At 29.6% G+C, this 16887-nt stretch carries 16 protein-coding genes and 1 tRNA gene; 4 read left to right on the plus strand and 13 right to left on the minus strand.

Annotated features, from left to right (window positions below):
- Nucleotide 1: 1 nt before the first annotated feature.
- The 4 genes from AC2D6T_RS07665 to AC2D6T_RS07680 form a co-directional block, all read right to left on the minus strand.
- A complete protein-coding gene (locus AC2D6T_RS07665; RefSeq protein ID WP_484681078.1) occupies nucleotides 2-238 on the minus strand; it encodes a hypothetical protein in 237 nt (78 codons plus the stop codon).
- A gap of 27 nt (nucleotides 239-265) precedes the next feature.
- Nucleotides 266-511 (minus strand): hypothetical protein, encoded by a 246-nt coding sequence (locus AC2D6T_RS07670; protein WP_484681079.1) that lies wholly within the window; start codon nucleotides 509-511, stop codon nucleotides 266-268.
- Between the two features lies 1 nt (nucleotide 512).
- Nucleotides 513-794, minus strand: a complete 282-nt coding sequence (locus AC2D6T_RS07675) for a hypothetical protein (RefSeq protein ID WP_484681080.1) — start codon at nucleotides 792-794, stop codon at nucleotides 513-515.
- Between the two features lie 137 nt (nucleotides 795-931).
- Entirely contained in the window at nucleotides 932-1450 is a 519-nt protein-coding gene (locus AC2D6T_RS07680) for a hypothetical protein (protein WP_484681081.1), read from the minus strand.
- A 701-nt stretch (nucleotides 1451-2151) separates the two neighbouring features.
- Between AC2D6T_RS07680 and AC2D6T_RS07685 the strand changes: the two genes are divergently transcribed.
- From AC2D6T_RS07685 to AC2D6T_RS07695, 3 genes are all read left to right on the plus strand, one after another.
- A complete protein-coding gene (locus AC2D6T_RS07685) occupies nucleotides 2152-2835 on the plus strand; it encodes a ParB/RepB/Spo0J family partition protein (protein ID WP_484681082.1) in 684 nt (227 codons plus the stop codon).
- A 145-nt stretch (nucleotides 2836-2980) separates the two neighbouring features.
- Nucleotides 2981-3340, plus strand: coding sequence for a hypothetical protein (locus AC2D6T_RS07690; RefSeq protein WP_484681083.1), 360 nt, complete (start codon nucleotides 2981-2983; stop codon nucleotides 3338-3340).
- A gap of 233 nt (nucleotides 3341-3573) precedes the next feature.
- A complete protein-coding gene (locus AC2D6T_RS07695) occupies nucleotides 3574-3933 on the plus strand; it encodes a hypothetical protein (RefSeq protein WP_484681083.1) in 360 nt (119 codons plus the stop codon).
- A gap of 111 nt (nucleotides 3934-4044) precedes the next feature.
- On the opposite strand, the gene AC2D6T_RS07700 is transcribed toward AC2D6T_RS07695, so the two are convergent.
- From AC2D6T_RS07700 to AC2D6T_RS07715, 4 genes are read right to left on the minus strand one after another with little or no spacing between them, the layout of a single operon-like run.
- Nucleotides 4045-5040 carry a restriction endonuclease gene (locus tag AC2D6T_RS07700; protein WP_484681084.1) on the minus strand — a complete coding sequence of 332 codons (996 nt, stop codon included), beginning with the start codon at nucleotides 5038-5040 and terminating at the stop codon, nucleotides 4045-4047.
- Complete coding sequence (locus AC2D6T_RS07705; protein WP_484681085.1) at nucleotides 5041-8754, minus strand: SNF2-related protein; 3714 nt, start codon at nucleotides 8752-8754, stop codon at nucleotides 5041-5043.
- Nucleotides 8755-8775: 21 nt separating this feature from the next.
- Nucleotides 8776-10401: a DNA methyltransferase gene (locus AC2D6T_RS07710; RefSeq protein ID WP_484681086.1), complete on the minus strand. Its 1626-nt coding sequence runs from the start codon at nucleotides 10399-10401 to the stop codon at nucleotides 8776-8778.
- A 3-nt stretch (nucleotides 10402-10404) separates the two neighbouring features.
- Nucleotides 10405-11136: a hypothetical protein gene (locus AC2D6T_RS07715; RefSeq protein ID WP_484681087.1), complete on the minus strand. Its 732-nt coding sequence runs from the start codon at nucleotides 11134-11136 to the stop codon at nucleotides 10405-10407.
- 318 nt (nucleotides 11137-11454) lie between these two features.
- Here AC2D6T_RS07715 and AC2D6T_RS07720 point away from each other — a divergent pair, with 318 nt between their 5' ends.
- The gene (locus AC2D6T_RS07720) at nucleotides 11455-12201 is read left to right on the plus strand and encodes a recombinase family protein (protein ID WP_484681088.1); all 747 of its coding nucleotides are present in this window, start codon (nucleotides 11455-11457) and stop codon (nucleotides 12199-12201) included.
- Here AC2D6T_RS07720 and AC2D6T_RS07725 read toward each other — a convergent pair.
- The 5 genes from AC2D6T_RS07725 to metF all read right to left on the minus strand — a co-directional run bounded on the left by AC2D6T_RS07725 (nucleotide 12198) and on the right by metF (nucleotide 16755).
- Complete coding sequence (locus AC2D6T_RS07725) at nucleotides 12198-13880, minus strand: hypothetical protein (protein ID WP_484681089.1); 1683 nt, start codon at nucleotides 13878-13880, stop codon at nucleotides 12198-12200. The genes AC2D6T_RS07720 and AC2D6T_RS07725 overlap by 4 nt on opposite strands.
- A gap of 79 nt (nucleotides 13881-13959) precedes the next feature.
- Nucleotides 13960-14033 (minus strand) — tRNA-Asp (locus AC2D6T_RS07730).
- A 63-nt stretch (nucleotides 14034-14096) separates the two neighbouring features.
- A complete protein-coding gene (locus AC2D6T_RS07735; RefSeq protein WP_484681090.1) occupies nucleotides 14097-15017 on the minus strand; it encodes a DUF58 domain-containing protein in 921 nt (306 codons plus the stop codon).
- Nucleotides 15018-15222: 205 nt separating this feature from the next.
- Nucleotides 15223-15540, minus strand: a complete 318-nt coding sequence (trxA, locus tag AC2D6T_RS07740; protein WP_298947157.1) for a thioredoxin — start codon at nucleotides 15538-15540, stop codon at nucleotides 15223-15225.
- 261 nt (nucleotides 15541-15801) lie between these two features.
- Nucleotides 15802-16755, minus strand: a complete 954-nt coding sequence (gene metF, locus AC2D6T_RS07745) for a methylenetetrahydrofolate reductase [NAD(P)H] (RefSeq protein WP_484681091.1) — start codon at nucleotides 16753-16755, stop codon at nucleotides 15802-15804.
- Nucleotides 16756-16887: the final 132 nt, after the last annotated feature.

Consider the following 16887-nt stretch of genomic DNA (forward strand, 5'->3'; position numbering starts at 1 on the left):
TTTATTCCCACATTGTTTCCCATGTATTCTTTTCTGGTAGATTGAATTGTGATTTAACAAACTCAATTATATCATTGGAAGTATAGTATTTTTTAGATTTAAACCTAGTTCCCTTGATGAGGTTTTGATTTTCATATTTCCATAATGTTTTTGGGGATATACCCAAAATATCTAATGTTTGTTCTCTTGTATGTATTTGTTCTTGGTTTAGTAATTCTGTATTTATGCCAATCTTCATGAGTATTTGTTCCATTTTCGTTTCGTACTAGTAAATTATTAGGTCTTTATTTTCATTATCTATTTCATAATAGTTCTCATTTGATAGATGTTGAGATTTTAATGATAACTCAATTTCATCTAAACAAACTCTCCAATTTCCTATATCTTCCAACAACTCTATTACTACATCTCTTTGTTCTAATTCATCTTTTAATTCGTAAATGACATTTAAGTATTTATCAACTTTTACACTTGAATTAGTGATTTTTGTAGAAGAAAACTTTACTCTCATCTTAATAATCCATTTTTAATATATTTTCTATGATTTCATTAAAATCGAAATCCTCATCGTCTTTTAACATCTCTTCGTAGTGATTTCTAACTTCTTTCTTAATAAAATCTCTTAATGTTTCTTTATCTAAAACAGATAAATCATCTGTGTCCTCATCATCTCCATAACCCATCTCTCGTAGGATTTCATCTAAATCTATCATATCCTCTAATTCATCTTCATTAGGTTGAGGTATATAGTTTGGAGGAACAACTCCCTTTCTGTTTTTCGGTATTTCTTTCATACTCACACTCTCATTAAATCTATTCAGTTTTTTCTTTTCATTCTCATTAAGAACTATCCCCGCTCTTGTTTTTAATATTAGTGATTTGATATGTGGAGAAACCCCCTCACTAAATAAATGTTTGGTTTCTACTCTTATCATAGTATTCCTCCTATTGATGTTTGTTTCAACATCTTTGCTGTTTTAGTTATATAATTCATTTGGTTTGGGTTGAGGTGTGTATCTATCCAATACACCCCCTCATTTATCCTTGCAATTAGTTTTTCAGTTCCTTGTGATATATCGATCACCTTCCAACCTTTATCTTCTTCCACAATTCCCAAATGGAGATTATCTACTTGTTCCCAAGAGGTTATTGTTTTAGTATTCCCATACTCTTTCATCCTATCCATCATTGATTGAGTTTTAGTAGTGTATTCAAATAAATCATTCTTAACGAGACTGTATCTTTTTATCATTGATAGAGTTTCGTTACTACTATAACCCTCTCTCATTAAATAAGTTTTCATATCCTCAATTCTTTTTCCACAAATCCCACGAGATTGTAAGTGGTGGAGATAGAGTATATCCATTATTCCCATGGTGTACTTTTTTCCCCATTTATTCTCACTCAATTGGATAATTCCATCAAAAGTGAAACCTTCTATTTCATTCATTTTTCTTTGCATAATTATTTTTCAATTAATTCCATATACTCATCAAAAGAATATTCTTTATCTTTATCTATATCCTTGAAGGTTATATCATCTATTGATGAACCATCAACTTGTTTCAACCTCATCTTTCCTATTGTTATTATCATTTGAAAATACTTTTAATAATTCTTCTTTAGATTTCTCAATACTCCAATCTCGATACTCTTACCATGTTTTAAATATATATTTCTGAATCGATTTGGTATTTTTTCTTTAGTGATAATTCTTTTTAAACGAGGTTGAAATTTCTTTTTATATATTTTTTCTTTGTTACTGATTTGGTAATTGGGAACACTTCTCCCTTAAAAGGGATTTTACTCCCCATTAAGAATCTGTTCTGATTAGTATAACCATTCACACCCTATCCACCGATAGAAAAACTCTAATGAGTTTCATTCCTCAACGAACACCTAAACATACTCTTATGAGCCAAACTTGGTTGTACTTACCCACTCGTACCCATCGTTGATTGGTTTCTTACCAAGAAAATGGTAAAGGAATAGGAACATTATGTTGATGTTCCACAATTATAAATATGGAAAAATATCCCAAACGATAAAAAATTGTAAAAAAATATCAAATTCTGTAAATGATACTAACGATTTTAAGGGGTTTTAAATAAATTTTAGTGATAGTATCCATTTCATTACTTTTACGATTATATGGAAGATAAAAAAAAACAAATAGGAGAGATTTTAAGAGTTCCGATAGAATCAATCAAAGAAAATCCAATTAATTATCAAATCTATTCATCTAAACACACAAAAGAAGATGAAGATTTGGAGAGTTCCATCCAACTTTATGGGCAGTTAGAACCATGTTTGGTGAATGAAAAAACCAATCAATTGATTTCTGGCCACAGAAGATATAACACAATCAAAAGATTGGGAATAGATACAATTGATATAATCTATAAATCTGTTGATGAGTTAGAAATTATTGAGTTAATACAATCAAACAGGCACAGAGAAAAGAGTTTAATTGAAAAAATCAACGAATACAGAACCTTAAAATCTCAAATGAAATCTTTACCTCTCAAAAAAAGAAAAGAACTTATGGGTTCTCTAAAACTAAGAGAGTATTTACATAAAGAAGTTGGTATTTCTAATGTTAATGATGATAGATTGAAGAAAATAGAAGAAAGTAATGATGAAGAATTACTCAATTCTGTGTTAAGTGGTGAGATATCATTAAAATCTGCATTTAGAATGATTAAAACAATTGGTGATGATGGTGAGGTAAAATCAAGGTTAAAATATGAAATCAAAAAAATGGTTGAGAATAGTAAAGATAAATTATCATTCCATGATGTAATTTCTATCGTGGATGAAGTTTACAAAAGATAAAAAGTGTTTCTCGGTTACACTTTTTAAATTGGTAACAATGATTTTTTGAATTGAAGTTTATCTAATAATTCATCATTATCATCACTTTTTCAAAATTATTATTAAACTATTTTTTCTTATTTTTACATAATTGAAGTACTGAATTATGAGTTCTTTTGGAGTGTGTTTGGGTTGTAGAAGAAAATCACAATTAAATGTTTATCAATATTGTAATGCTTGTCAAATAGGTTACGAATCGAGAGGTGAACATCCTTACGGAAATATTTATGAATCTTCAGATAGTACTTTTTCATTTCTACCAACAGTCTTTCTTGCTATTTTTTGTATTCCAATGGGTTTTCAATATGGATGGTTTAAATCAGTTCTCATATTTGTAACTGGTTATTTCTTGTTTAAATTTTTGAATAGTTTATCAGAATCTTATTCGGTAATTAAATGGATAATGATTGGTATTAATTTATTCCTTGTTTACTTCATGTTAGATATGTTTGGATTGTTTGATTAATATTTACTAAACTCCATCTTCGGTTTCTATTAACCTACTAATCATATGAGATGTTATTTCAGATTTTGAACAATTATATTAATTATAAAAAATGTTTCTCGGTTACACTTTTTAAATTGGTAACAATGATTTTTTGAATTGAAGTTTATCTAATAATTCATCATTATCATCACTTTTTCAAAATTATTATTAAACTATTTTTTCTTATTTTTACATAATTGAAGTACTGAATTATGAGTTCTTTTGGAGTGTGTTTGGGTTGTAGAAGAAAATCACAATTAAATGTTTATCAATATTGTAATGCTTGTCAAATAGGTTACGAATCGAGAGGTGAACATCCTTACGGAAATATTTATGAATCTTCAGATAGTACTTTTTCATTTCTACCAACAGTCTTTCTTGCTATTTTTTGTATTCCAATGGGTTTTCAATATGGATGGTTTAAATCAGTTCTCATATTTGTAACTGGTTATTTCTTGTTTAAATTTTTGAATAGTTTATCAGAATCTTATTCGGTAATTAAATGGATAATGATTGGTATTAATTTATTCCTTGTTTACTTCATGTTAGATATGTTTGGATTGTTTGATTAATATTTACTAAACTCCATCTTCGGTTTCTATTAACCTACTAATCATATGAGATGTTATTTCAGATTTTGAACAATTATATTAATTATAAAAAATGTTTCTCGGTTACACTTTTTAAATTGGTAACAATGATTTTTTGAATTGAAGTTTATCTAATAATTCATCATTATCATCACTTTGAATTACATCAATGATTTCTTCATATTGTTGTATAAATAATTCGATAAACTTAGTTCCATCAATTAACTGAATTCCTTTGTAACCTTCTTTTGAGGAACTTATAATTGCTTTTTTCTGAAATTTTGATAGAGTTATAAAACACCCTTGAAAATCTTGTTTCAGTGCTCCTCTGAAACTTCTTATCTCCTTTTCACCAATAGAACTATTATCGTATCTCTTAACTTGTACTTGGAGATTTATCGATGCAATCCCATTTACATCTAATACACCCTCAAAATCAATACCCCCATCACCAACTTTTCCTATTTCTTGTGTGGGTTCAAAACCAAGTGTTCTCAATAGATATGAAACCAATTGTTCGAATTCGGTTGGGTTAAGTTCAAGGAATTTATTTCTAATTGAATCATAAACAGATTTTGAATCAAATTTTATTTCTTTTTCAATCTTTTTTGAACTTCCAAAACCTAAAAACTCAAAAACCTCATCCCTTTGTTTTACCTCAAAACAAGTTAAAGTTGCTCGTAATGTGTTTTGAAGAGGTTGTGAAAAACTATGTCTATTAAAATCACTTTTAAACCATTCTACTTTTTTCCTCCAAGGATATGGAGAAGTATTATCTGACTCAAAATATAAATCTCCAACTACTTTACCTATTATTAATTCATTTGTGTTATGTGGAGAAATTATTATATCACCAATCTTGATATCATTTATAAATCTAAATATTTGTCCAACATTTTGATTTACTCTCATATCAACATCATTAGGGTATTTTTCTCTATATTTTTCTTTTAAAAAACCCTTATCTAACAAATCCCAATTATTTTCAATAGGATTAATTTCCTCAAACCAACCTATTCCAATATAACTTTGTTTTTTAAATACATCAGTGTATCTCCCATAATCTGCTCTTAATACAAAAACTCTCATTTATTTTAGTTTTAAACATTGAATATACAAAAACCTACTGGAGGTATATGAATCAACTACTTTTAACCCAATTAATTCTAATTCTGAAATTAGTTTATCGGAATTGTTTTCCCATTTTTTTTGAGGTTCAACAACAAACATACTTCCATAGGGTTTTAGTATTCTATATCCTTCTTGAAGGTATTCCTTGTAATTAGAACCCATCAGAGATAAACAAAAAACACTAACATCTACTTTATTGTTTTCTAATGGAATATCTGATATATCACATTCAATAACGGATTCATCAATTCCGACATAATCAAATGGATAAACTTTGTTTGTTATTTCTTTAGATAAAAGATTTTCACCACATCCTAAATCTGCAACAATCCAATCACTTCTATCTTTAATTTTTTTTGAAATCTCTATGTAGGGTATTTCACTCCAACCTTTCCTTTTTTCTCTGTAAAGTGTATGATAATAATTCCATTCAGATTTATCTTTTTTTAATCTTTCTTTAATAGTTTTAGAGTTTGAAACACTCCAGTTTTTATTTAACTTAGAGAAGTCTCCTAATTCCGTCCTTTTGTACTCAATCTGTTTTGGATTAAGAGGAATCTTAATTTCTTCTCTATCAATTGTTAGAATATCATTCTCTGAAATTCTATCAATCCATTCTTCCAGTTCTTTCTGTGCCTGTTTTACTAATGTTGATTTTGGAGGAGAAAGTTCTTTAGGTATGATTCCATCCATTGATAAATCTGCAAGTGTGGATTTAAACTTTATGATATTGTATCTTCTTTTATCCCAACTCCATTCCTTTTCACCACGAGAAACTACTACTTGGGGTATGTATACATTAACATTATCAAAATTTGAACCTTGTCTATTAATCCTTCCTAGAAGTTGTTCGTATTCAGAACTAGTCCAAGGTAGTATTAATGGAATTAGAGTATTACATACATATTGAATTCCATCAACCCCAGTTCCAATCGGTGCAGAACCTATCAAAATATCTATCTCTTGATTTTTAAACCTTCTTAAACCTTCTTTATCTTCTCCTATGTAAAAACCATAGGTAAATCCAAGTTCACCAACAAATTCTCCAATTTCACTAACCAAATCAGTCACATAATGTGAATAAATGAGAGTTCCTTTTTTGAGGTATTGTTTGATTGATTCAAGTTTAGTGTTAATCAAAACTTTCTCAAATCCTATTGGAGAACCTTTGGGAACTTTTTTTAATTCATCAGTTAATCCATCACCATTGACTTGAATTAAGTTCTCATTTACCGATATACCATATTTAGGTTTATATCTAATACCAAATCTTGTTAAAGATTTATACATTTCAATACCATTACTGATACTACTTTTTGTTTCTAATTCTTCATGAACTTCACCACTAATTAGTTCTATTAACTTTTTAGGTTCTACGAGGTTATTAATTACTGGAGTTGCACTCATTACCATTAAATGGAGGTTCGGATTTTCATTTTTGGAATGAATAATTAATTTATTAATTACACTCCTTCTGGAAGATTCATCCTTCTCACTTCGTTGTTTAACATTTTGAACCTCATCTAAGATTATATAATCAATAGTATTTCTTTTGAGTAATTCTGATACTATAAACTCTCCATCCTCTAATTGAAACGTCTCATAGTTGAGAACTATATAATTATATCTATCCTTTTGGAGATTGATATTATACTTGTGAGTTATTTGGTATTTATTTGGTTTAACATCATTATCATTAAGTTGTGTTTTAGTATAAACTTTAGAGTTATCAAAATATTCGTGAATTGAATTTACCCACCCACTTATTGTTGAATTATTACAAATGATGATTGTGTTTTTAAGATTAAGATATCTCCCACAAAAAATTGATGATAAAGTTTTTCCTGCACCTGTTCCACTCCAATTACCATACAATTTTTCTTGTTTCATTCTGTATGTAACAAGTTTTTGCATCAAATTTGGTGAGTATTTGAAAACATAATCTTGAGGAGGGATTATTTTTAGAACTTCTTCATATTCATTAATAAAATTATCCTTTATTAATTTAAAGTTTTTACCTCCATCCTCTTTTATAATTTCATCAACTGAGATTTCGTTATTAAGAACACTATTCCAAAGTTTTTTGAGTTGATTTTTTAATAGGAAATCTATATTTTCATCATCAAGAGATGATGTGATTAGTTTGTTATCATAAAACTTTAATTCTTCAAGGGGTTTGAAATCAGCTAATTCTTCAACCTCCTCAACACTATCATAAAAAGTATCATCTCCCTCTTTTAATTCTTCTTCAAATACATTTTCTATAATTTCTTCTTCAACTATTTCTTCTTCATCTGAATTACCAACTAAATCACTAATATGTTTTTGAATTTTTGAAACTACATTTTCCCTTTGAACTGTATTTGATTTGGAGGAAACTAAATCTTCTAAAAATCCTAAATCTTTAATTTTCTTTGCTAAATTATTGGAGTTGATTATTGTAATTAACTCTATTGAATCAAGTTTAATAAGTTCATCCTTAATGTTATTAATGAAATCAAGAATATATTCTCTTGTCCATTGATGTGAACCATCTCCAATATAACCTAACCAATCACCCATACTTACAAACTCTTTGTAAGTCATATGGGGTGCTTTTGGAATCATTTTATCGTACTTATCGGATTTAGTATATTTTTTCCATTCAGTACTACTTTTTAAACCTAATTGATGAACGAATTCTCTACCTTCTTTAAATGAATAAAACTCTTTATCACGATTAGAAACATTCCCAGTACCCAACCAATCTCCCATACTGAATCCAAATTCTTTATAAATTCTATTCGGATAGGACGGTATTCCTTTGGGTAATTTGTTTTTTGAAGTATAATCATCCCATTCATCTGTATTCTTTAAATTTAAACTATGGATAAACTTTTTAGATTCTTCGTAACTTTTCCATTGGTATCCTTCCCAACCTTCGTTTGTTCCAATCCAATCAGGAAGTGATTTCCATTTTTCTTTATAAACAAATTGAGGGTTTGAAGGAATATAATGTGGTTTTTTACTTTTTATGTAATCATACCATTCATTTTGAGATTTAAGATTCTCATTTCTTACAATCTCACGAGCTTTTTCGAAATCAAGATGTTTACCATCCCAACCTTTTTTAGTTCCTAACCAATCACTCATGGAAACCCAACCTTTATCTTTATATTTTTTGGATGGAGTGGTGGTAATATTCCAAGGTCTATTTTCTGTTTTATAATATTTTCTCCATTCCCTTTCATTTTTTAAATTTAAATTCCACACAAATTCTCTCGCATCTTCAAAATTTAAGTATCCATCCATTAAATTTGATGATGAACATCTCTTTCCTTTAAGAAGTTCTTTAGGGGTTATGAAGTGTTTAGTGTTAAACTTTTTATCAATTAAAATAACTTTTGTGTTGGTGTTTTTATAATCTACTAATGAGTAATCATGGTCTTTGAATAAGAACCCCTTACTGTCTAATTCTATGAGAAAGGATTTTGTGTTTCTTTTAGTATTTCCACTACAATCCATACAATCACTTCCTTGTAAATGGTTATGTACATTTACTTCAATCTTTCCATGGATGGGACATTTTATAAAAACCTTATCCCTTTGACTTTTAAATTGTTCTGTGATTGAATAATCAAATTTATTTTTGTGTTTAATATTTGATTTTTCAATAAATTCTTCAAGTGACATTCTTTTCGACATAAACTAAATTTAGTTTTTTATGAATTTTAAAATTGGTTCAACCTTCACATACTTCCCACCATCTTCATCGTAATATCGGTTATATATCTTTTCTATATTCAATCCATGGTATTTCTGCATTTTCATTCCAATCTCATACTGAAACTCAAACCCAATCTCTTCTAAAACCCCAAGAGTATCCAATTCAAGTGGAAGTTCTTTTGTATCAGCAATATTCAAAAGAAGAACTCCATTTGGTTTTAACAAATCATAACCAATTTGGAAAGTTTCCCTAATGTATCCATTTATCCATTCTTTGTATGAAGGATAAAGATTATATGATTGTTCTTTATCTGTGGAATATTTTTCTTGGTTAAAATAAGGTGGTGAGGTAAATAGTAAATCAACCTTTCCTATATGTTGTTTATAATCATCGGTTTCATTAAATCTTGTTGAACTGATTTGATGAACCTTATAATTTGATTTCCTACCAATTTCTTCTTCAATGAATTCACCAATTCTCTCATATGAACGAGATTCAAATATATTTGAGTTCACATCACATCCGATATATTGAATGTTCTTTGAACTACATATAGAACCCATCAATCTACCACCCCAACCACTACATGGGTCAAATACAATTCCTCCACTTTTAGGTAAATATTTTTCATACAAATATCTCGATACTAATGGAGAGAGATTGGTTGGTGTATTACTAAAACCAACACGAAGAGTATGTATTATATGTTTAGTTATTTTTTCATTTCTCTTAAAATAACGGAGATGGAAATAAGTTGAGCCTTCCAACTCACTACTAATGTTTTTAATATGGTAATACTCTATAACCCCTTCATTTCTTAATTTTTCTATCTCTTTTTTAGTAAATGAAATCTCATCTTTCTTTTTTACTGAATGTATCATTAAACCAAACTTCTTCTTATCTAAACTTTTATAATCATGTTTAGATTTCATCATCTTCGAAATCATATACATTTTATCTTGTTTGAGATTTCTTGTGAAGGTTCTTACAAACTTTAATTCTAATGAAGGTTCTTTGATTATATCATACATACTCACAGAGCTAACCCGAGTTTTATGGAGTGATGGTTGGAACTGATTACAAGATGAACCATAGTGGAAATTATTTGAGATTATATATTCATATATATCATCACCTTTCTTCCACATTCGTTCAACATCAAACTCAATCAACTTTTCAATATCATCAATTATCCCTTTTTTATCTTTTCCGATATAAGGAGGTATGTTGTGATTATCCCATAGTTCCAATAGAAATCCTCTTACAGATAGAATAAACTCCTTAAACTCATTGTAATCCATCTTATTCACCTCATCAAAAGTAATATTATACTTTGGGTTCTCTCCAATAGGATTTCTACCAAAGGGAATCATATTTGTTGAGGTTTTTTCTTCTTTTTCTATTCGTGTTGAGTGGGTGATATATGTTTTTGTCCCCTTAGATTTGAAAGTTTCAACCCCTAACATTTCACTTTGGGAGGCATCATAAGCTTTTTTCAAGGTTAATTCACCACTTTTATATAACTGATGTATATGAGGGTATTTCTCAATCAATTTGAGTTTCACCTTCTCCTCCATCAGTTTCTTTCTCTTTGAAAATTCTCTTCTATCCATAATTTAACTTCCTCCACAATTCCAAAACAAAGAATTAGATTTTGATTGTTCTACAAATGGTTTCCAACCTTTACTATCGTAATGATGATTCGATGGAAAAGGAGGTAATTCATTTTTCTTACAAGGTTTCTCAAACTTATATGGGGATAGTTTGAGGTGTGCCCTTCCTTGTTCTTTCTCTGTTGTATTATGACCTATTCTTACACCGATTATTTTACTTTTTGTAAATACACCTTGTAGAATACGAGAAAGAACTCCACTTGAAATCACAGACCAAACCTCATCATAATCCTTCCATGTATGAAGGGAATTGAGAATATCAATGCCATCTTGTATTATCTCATCACAATCAAAACCAAAAGGGAGTAGATGTGAGTTGATCTTCTCTTCATTATATCTCTTTGATTTATGGTGGAGGTTAGATAAATATCCCATAGGAACTTGAACGATTTTACTCCCTAAATCTATACACCTCTGAGTAATTGGTGTAATGTTTCCCTTTGGAACGAAAATGGTGGATTTACAACCTAATTCATTACAAACAACAGAAAGAGCAAATTGACCATATCCAACTCTCGGTGAAGCATAAATAAAATCATCAAAGTTTTCTAACCTCCTTTCAATATATGGTTTGATAAATCTACATTTAGTTCCACCATCAAGTAAATCATCTCTCCAAACATCTCTATTTTCTATATTCACAATTTTCATTATCGTAAAGATAAAGAATTTCATTTTTATTGGCAAGGGTAATTACTGTATCAACTTCCCGTAGTAAAAAATTTCAACCTCGATATTTTTTACTCCGATTTCACTATTCACCTTTTTTAAAAGTTTTCAGTTACATTTAACCCTCCCCCATTTGGTGGGTTTTAGAAAATTGGGTGGGTTTGGAGATGAAAAGTGTTTCTCGGTTACACTTTTGTATAAAATAGGGGTATAGTTTTTTTTATAGGAAGAAAATGTATGATTATCCCAGTAAAATGGGGGTTTTGACTTGTTTTTTGTATAAAAAAGGGGTATATTTGTGTATATCTTAATAATATAAACGATATGAGTAAAAAATTAGTAATTCGATACGTTCGTGTTTCCACTTTTGAACAAACAACTGATAAGTACATCAAGGAAGATGATGAAAAAAATGGTATTCATGTAATTGAAGAAAAAATTAGTGGATACAAAGTTGGCTTATTTGAAAGAGAGAAAGGAAAACTAATCAAACAAATGATTTTAGAAGGAAGGGTAAAGGAAATTATCTGTTATTCAGTTGATAGAATATCTCGTTCCGTTAAGGATTTAACAGAAATCATTTCATTTTTACATGAGAACAATGTTTGTTTAGTTATTGAGAACCTTGGTGTAAGGAGTTTGGTTGAGAAAGATGTGAATGGAGTTGTTGAGTATGTTGAAACACCAACGATTAACTTTTTGATTTATCTACAAGGTTGTTTTGCAGAACTAAATTATTGGGAACGAAGAGAGAAACAAGCTCTTGGAATTAAAAGAGCTAAAGAAATGGGAGTATATAAACAAAACGATAAGGTGAGAGGTAAAGAGAAGATGGAAAAATGGATTAACAAACCTAAAATCCAAAAGGCAATTAAAGTTTTGAGAGAAAACCCAAGTATGAAGAATTGTGATGTTGCTAAACTTTGTGATTTACACTACCATTCTGTGAGGAAGGTTAGAAAGGTTGTAGGTATTGAGAAAATGGAGAAGAAACAAGGGGAAGAGTTCGTTAAAGGATTGGAGGAACAACCAATTGTATCTCCATTTGAGTTTACTGAATTGATGAGTTAGAAAGGATTTTTAAGTAAATTACTCCTCATTTTATCATATTCGTTTTTAGTAATCATATCCTTAACTGAATCCAATTCCTCTAATTTTTGTTTTAGAGTTTTCTCTGGCTTTGTAAAACCATCCACATTTAATTTTTCTACCTCATCATCACTCTGTATAATATTGGTGTGAAGTTTTAAGAATGGAGTATTTGGTTTTTTATGAATCTCTTCTTTTAACTTAAAGTAAGATTGGAAAACATCTGTTTTTTTATGGCCAGTCATCGTCATAAGTTCATTATTTGTAAAGTTCCCATCCATTACCATATTATAAATAAAGGTTCTCCTTCCAACGTGAGAGGAAATTACTTGGTGTAATTTCTCAACTTTCCTTGATTTTTCTTTCCCTCCTATTCCAATTTCTCTATCTACAAAAGTTCTATTCAAACCAATAATCTTACATATTTTTTTTATGTGCTTATTAAATTTTACATCACTAATAAAATTTCCATCTCCTGTTAAAGGGAAGAGGTAATCATTCTTTGATTTACCTCTACTATACTTTTTGTAAATCTCAAAACTTACCTCATTTACTCTTGGAATGGCATCTGTTTTAGTTTTTTTCTGATAATACTTAAAAAAACCCTCTACACCATCTTTTATAGTTGAGGTTGAACTTCTTTCCCCATGATAGAAATTATCAAGTTTCATTTTTATTCCATCACTATATCTACAACCTACACTACACAAGAAAACAAATAAATCCTTATATACTTCATAGGTGGTATATGTTTGTAAACCATATTTAGTTTTATCAAAGATGAGTTCTACAACACCATCTTTATCATTTGTTTTTGTATCTCCTTTGAGTTTAAGGTATTTATGGTATTCTTTATTTTCCACCCATTCTACATGCCCTTTTTTTGTGATTGGAATTAAGAAATTGAATGATTTGAAATTATATACCTTTTGTAATTCATCGTTCTTTAAGAATGGTTTATCCTCACCTCTTCCGATTGAAACTGATTTTTGTAATTCTTTTGGTTTTTCAATTCTAAAATATTCTTTGGAAATTCTACTATACCACTTACAAAACTGATTAAGAACTACAAATCTTTTTTCAACTGAACTTGGAGCCAAATCTTTATCAAATAACCAAACCATTAAATCTCTCGAAAATTCTTCATTCAAATCATCAATCAAGAGTGTATCGTGTTCTTTCTCTCTTACCATTATGAAATCAAGCACATCAGTTGTTAATGATTTTGTTTTTCTTCGTGTTCCTTTTAAGATTAGTTCATTACTCATATAATCTTCTAACCAATTCTTTATCAAAGAATATGCTGGTAATGAAGATATACTTGAAGATTGTTTTACTTTTTCCCTCTTTTTTAACTCAAGTTTAAGTTGTTCCGTTGAGAGTAATTCATCGTTGTTCTTGTATCGATTTATAAGGGCTTCTAATTTGGTTCTTAAAACATCAATTTGAAGGTTCTTTTTCTTGTAATCTTTATCACTCCTTCTAACTTGTTTCTTATCCCTATTCCAATCAGATACTTCACAATTAACACCACTAAATATTTTTGTCTTTTTATTGTTGGAAACGTAGGTAAAATGGGGGAATAACTTGTTTTCCTTTTTCTTAATAAGATATGTGAGAAATAAACTACCCATGATGTAAAGGTAGTGATTTTCAGTCACTTTGTCCCTACAACTATCCCTATCGGGTATTAAAAAACCCTTAAAGTGTTGAACCTTAAGGGTTTATCTTCTAAAAAAGCGGTCTGGACGGGACTCGAACCCGCGACCCCCTGCGTGACAGGCAGGTATTCTAACCAGCTGAACTACCAAACCGTTGCTTATAGCGGATGCAAATATATAATAGATTTTAATATCTGCAAATAAAAAAATGAATTATTATCTAATTTTTTTTCTACTAATTAAATATTTTGTCAATACATCATTAAAACCTGCATTAATATCTACAGGAACATAATCTATTTGATACTGTAAACATTTATTTTTCAAATCTTTAAAATAATTTCCTACAATTTCCCTGTATTTTTCTTTAACATTTTCTGCGTAAACATTTATTTCTTCTCCGGTTTCTAAATCGATAAATTTCTTGGGTGAATTATCAAAATTAAAGTTTAGTTCTGTTTTACCATCAAACGTATGAAATAAAACCACCTCGTGTTTGTTGTATTTTAAATGACGTAAAGCTTCAAAAAGCGCCTCGTTTTCTTTGGTTGTTTGAAACATATCAGTAAACAGAAAAATTAATGAACGCCTGTGAATTTTTTCTGCAATTTCATGCAAATATTTATACGTTTCTGTAGTCTTGGTAGATGTTGACACTAATAATTGTTCTAATTGATGAATTAACATCTTTCTATGACGTTCACTCCCTTTTTCGGGTGCGTAATATTCATATAAATCTGAATAAATGCTTAAACCAACAGCATCTCTTTGACGCTTTAAGATTTCCATTAAAGAGGCTGCCGCTACCGCAGAAAAACCCACCTTATTTAAAGAAGCTAATGTTTGCTTTTTTACAATGGGGTAATGCATAGATGCAGAATTATCTATAATAATATGACATCGCAAATTAGTTTCTTCTTCGTATTTTTTAGTATATAACTTTTCTGTTTTCGCATACAATTTCCAATCTATATGACGTGTACTTTCGCCTTTATTATAAAGTTTGTGCTCAGAAAACTCTACAGAAAAACCATGAAATGGACTTTTATGTATACCTGTTATAAAACCTTCTACCACACTTTTTGCTAACATGTTTAGGTTTTTAATTTCAGAAGATTTTATTTTAGATAAATTCATACTTACTTTTTAGTTTCTAATACTCTTTTTAAATGATCTGTAGTTTGCTATAGTTTCTTTAAAAATAGGGTTATAATCTGTACTATTGTCTAAATATTATTACAAAATAGCTTTTGTTACTTTTAAAAATTGAATTTTACTAAAATAAAAAAAGGTTTAGCGTTAGCCAAACCTTTTTAAGATCATAAAAAATATTGCTACTCTACTATAACGCAGCTTCTATTTTATCTGTATATGTTTTTTTTGGAGCAACACCTACTTGTTTATCTACAACTTCTCCGTTTTTAAACACTAAAACTGTTGGTATGTTTCTTACTCCGTATTTTGCAGCAAATTCTTGGTTGGCATCTACATCTACTTTACCTACAACTGCTTTACCATCGTATTCTGCATGTATTTCGTCTACAATGGGTCCTACCATTCTGCATGGCCCACACCAAGCTGCCCAAAAATCTACTAATACTGGTTTGTCTGATTTTAATACTACTTCTTCAAAAGTTGCGTCTGTTATTTCTAATGCCATTTTATATGTTTTTAAAATTGATTGTTATTAATTTGATATACAAAAGTAATTAAATTATTTGCCTTTTTATTTTGCTTAAATTATTTCTATTGATAAAACTATCAATGGTTTCTATATGCAATAGCTTTTTCAAGTATGTGCGTGAAGGATTGAGGCTTTGTTTGAGCTCTTGCACTTTTTTGTGCAAAGCGAGTGCCGAAAGCCTGACGTTTTTTGTTTTCGTTTTGCCTTGCAAAATTTTAAAACAAAAAAGGGCACGCCCTAAAAAACTTGTTTCGCAATTTCTTTTATGTTAGACGATTTTCCCATAGAATAATAGTGCAATACTGGCACACCTGCTGCCAACAACTCTTTAGATTGAGCAATGGCAAACTCTACACCTACTTGGCGCACATCTTTATTGGTTTTGCATTTAGAAACTTCGTTTATTAAAGTTTCTGGCAAATCGATTCTAAATACTTGTGGTAAAATTTGTAGATGACGTTTTACAGCCAAGGGCTTAATTCCTGGTATAATAGGCACATTTATACCAATTTGTTTTGCGGCTTCTACAAACTCGAAATACTTTTTATTGTCGAAAAACATTTGTGTAACCACATAATCTGCACCTGCATCTACCTTTTCTTTTAGGCGTTTTAAATCGGTTTGTAAAGAGGGCGCTTCTAAGTGTTTTTCTGGATAACCAGCAACACCAATGCAAAAATCGGCAGCGTTTTCTGGTTCTACAACATCGTGCAAATATTTACCACCATTTAAATCTTGTATTTGAGCTACTAATTGAGAGGCATATTCGTGCCCCCCTTTGGATGGCGAAAAATATTTTTGATGACTCATAGCATCTCCTCTTAATGCCATTACATTATTTATACCTAAAAATTGACAGTCTACTAACAAATATTCGGTTTCTTCTTTGGTAAAACCTCCACAAAGTACATGTGGCACTGTATCTACCTCGTACTTATGTTTTATGGCTGCACAGATACCTAAAGTTCCTGGGCGCATTCTAGTTAGTTTTCTGTCTAATAAACCCGATTTTTCTACATACACATACTCCTCTCTAGAAGTGGTTACATCTATAAATGGCGGATTAAACTCCATTAAAGGATCTATATTATTATATAATTCTTGTATATTATTTCCTTTTTTAGGTGGAATAATTTCAAAGGAAAACAATGTTTTTCCGTTTGCATTTTTAATGTGGTCTGTAATTTTCATTTTAATTAGTTATTCGTTTTTGGTTATTCGTTTTTGGTTTAAACACCCTAAACTTTTAACGCTAAACTTATTTTTTGGGCGTTCCCTAAAGGTCGCGCTTTACATTATATCTTTTTTGCTTTGTTCTCGTTA

The sequence above is a fragment of the Polaribacter sp. YIW18 genome (assembly GCF_057219325.1).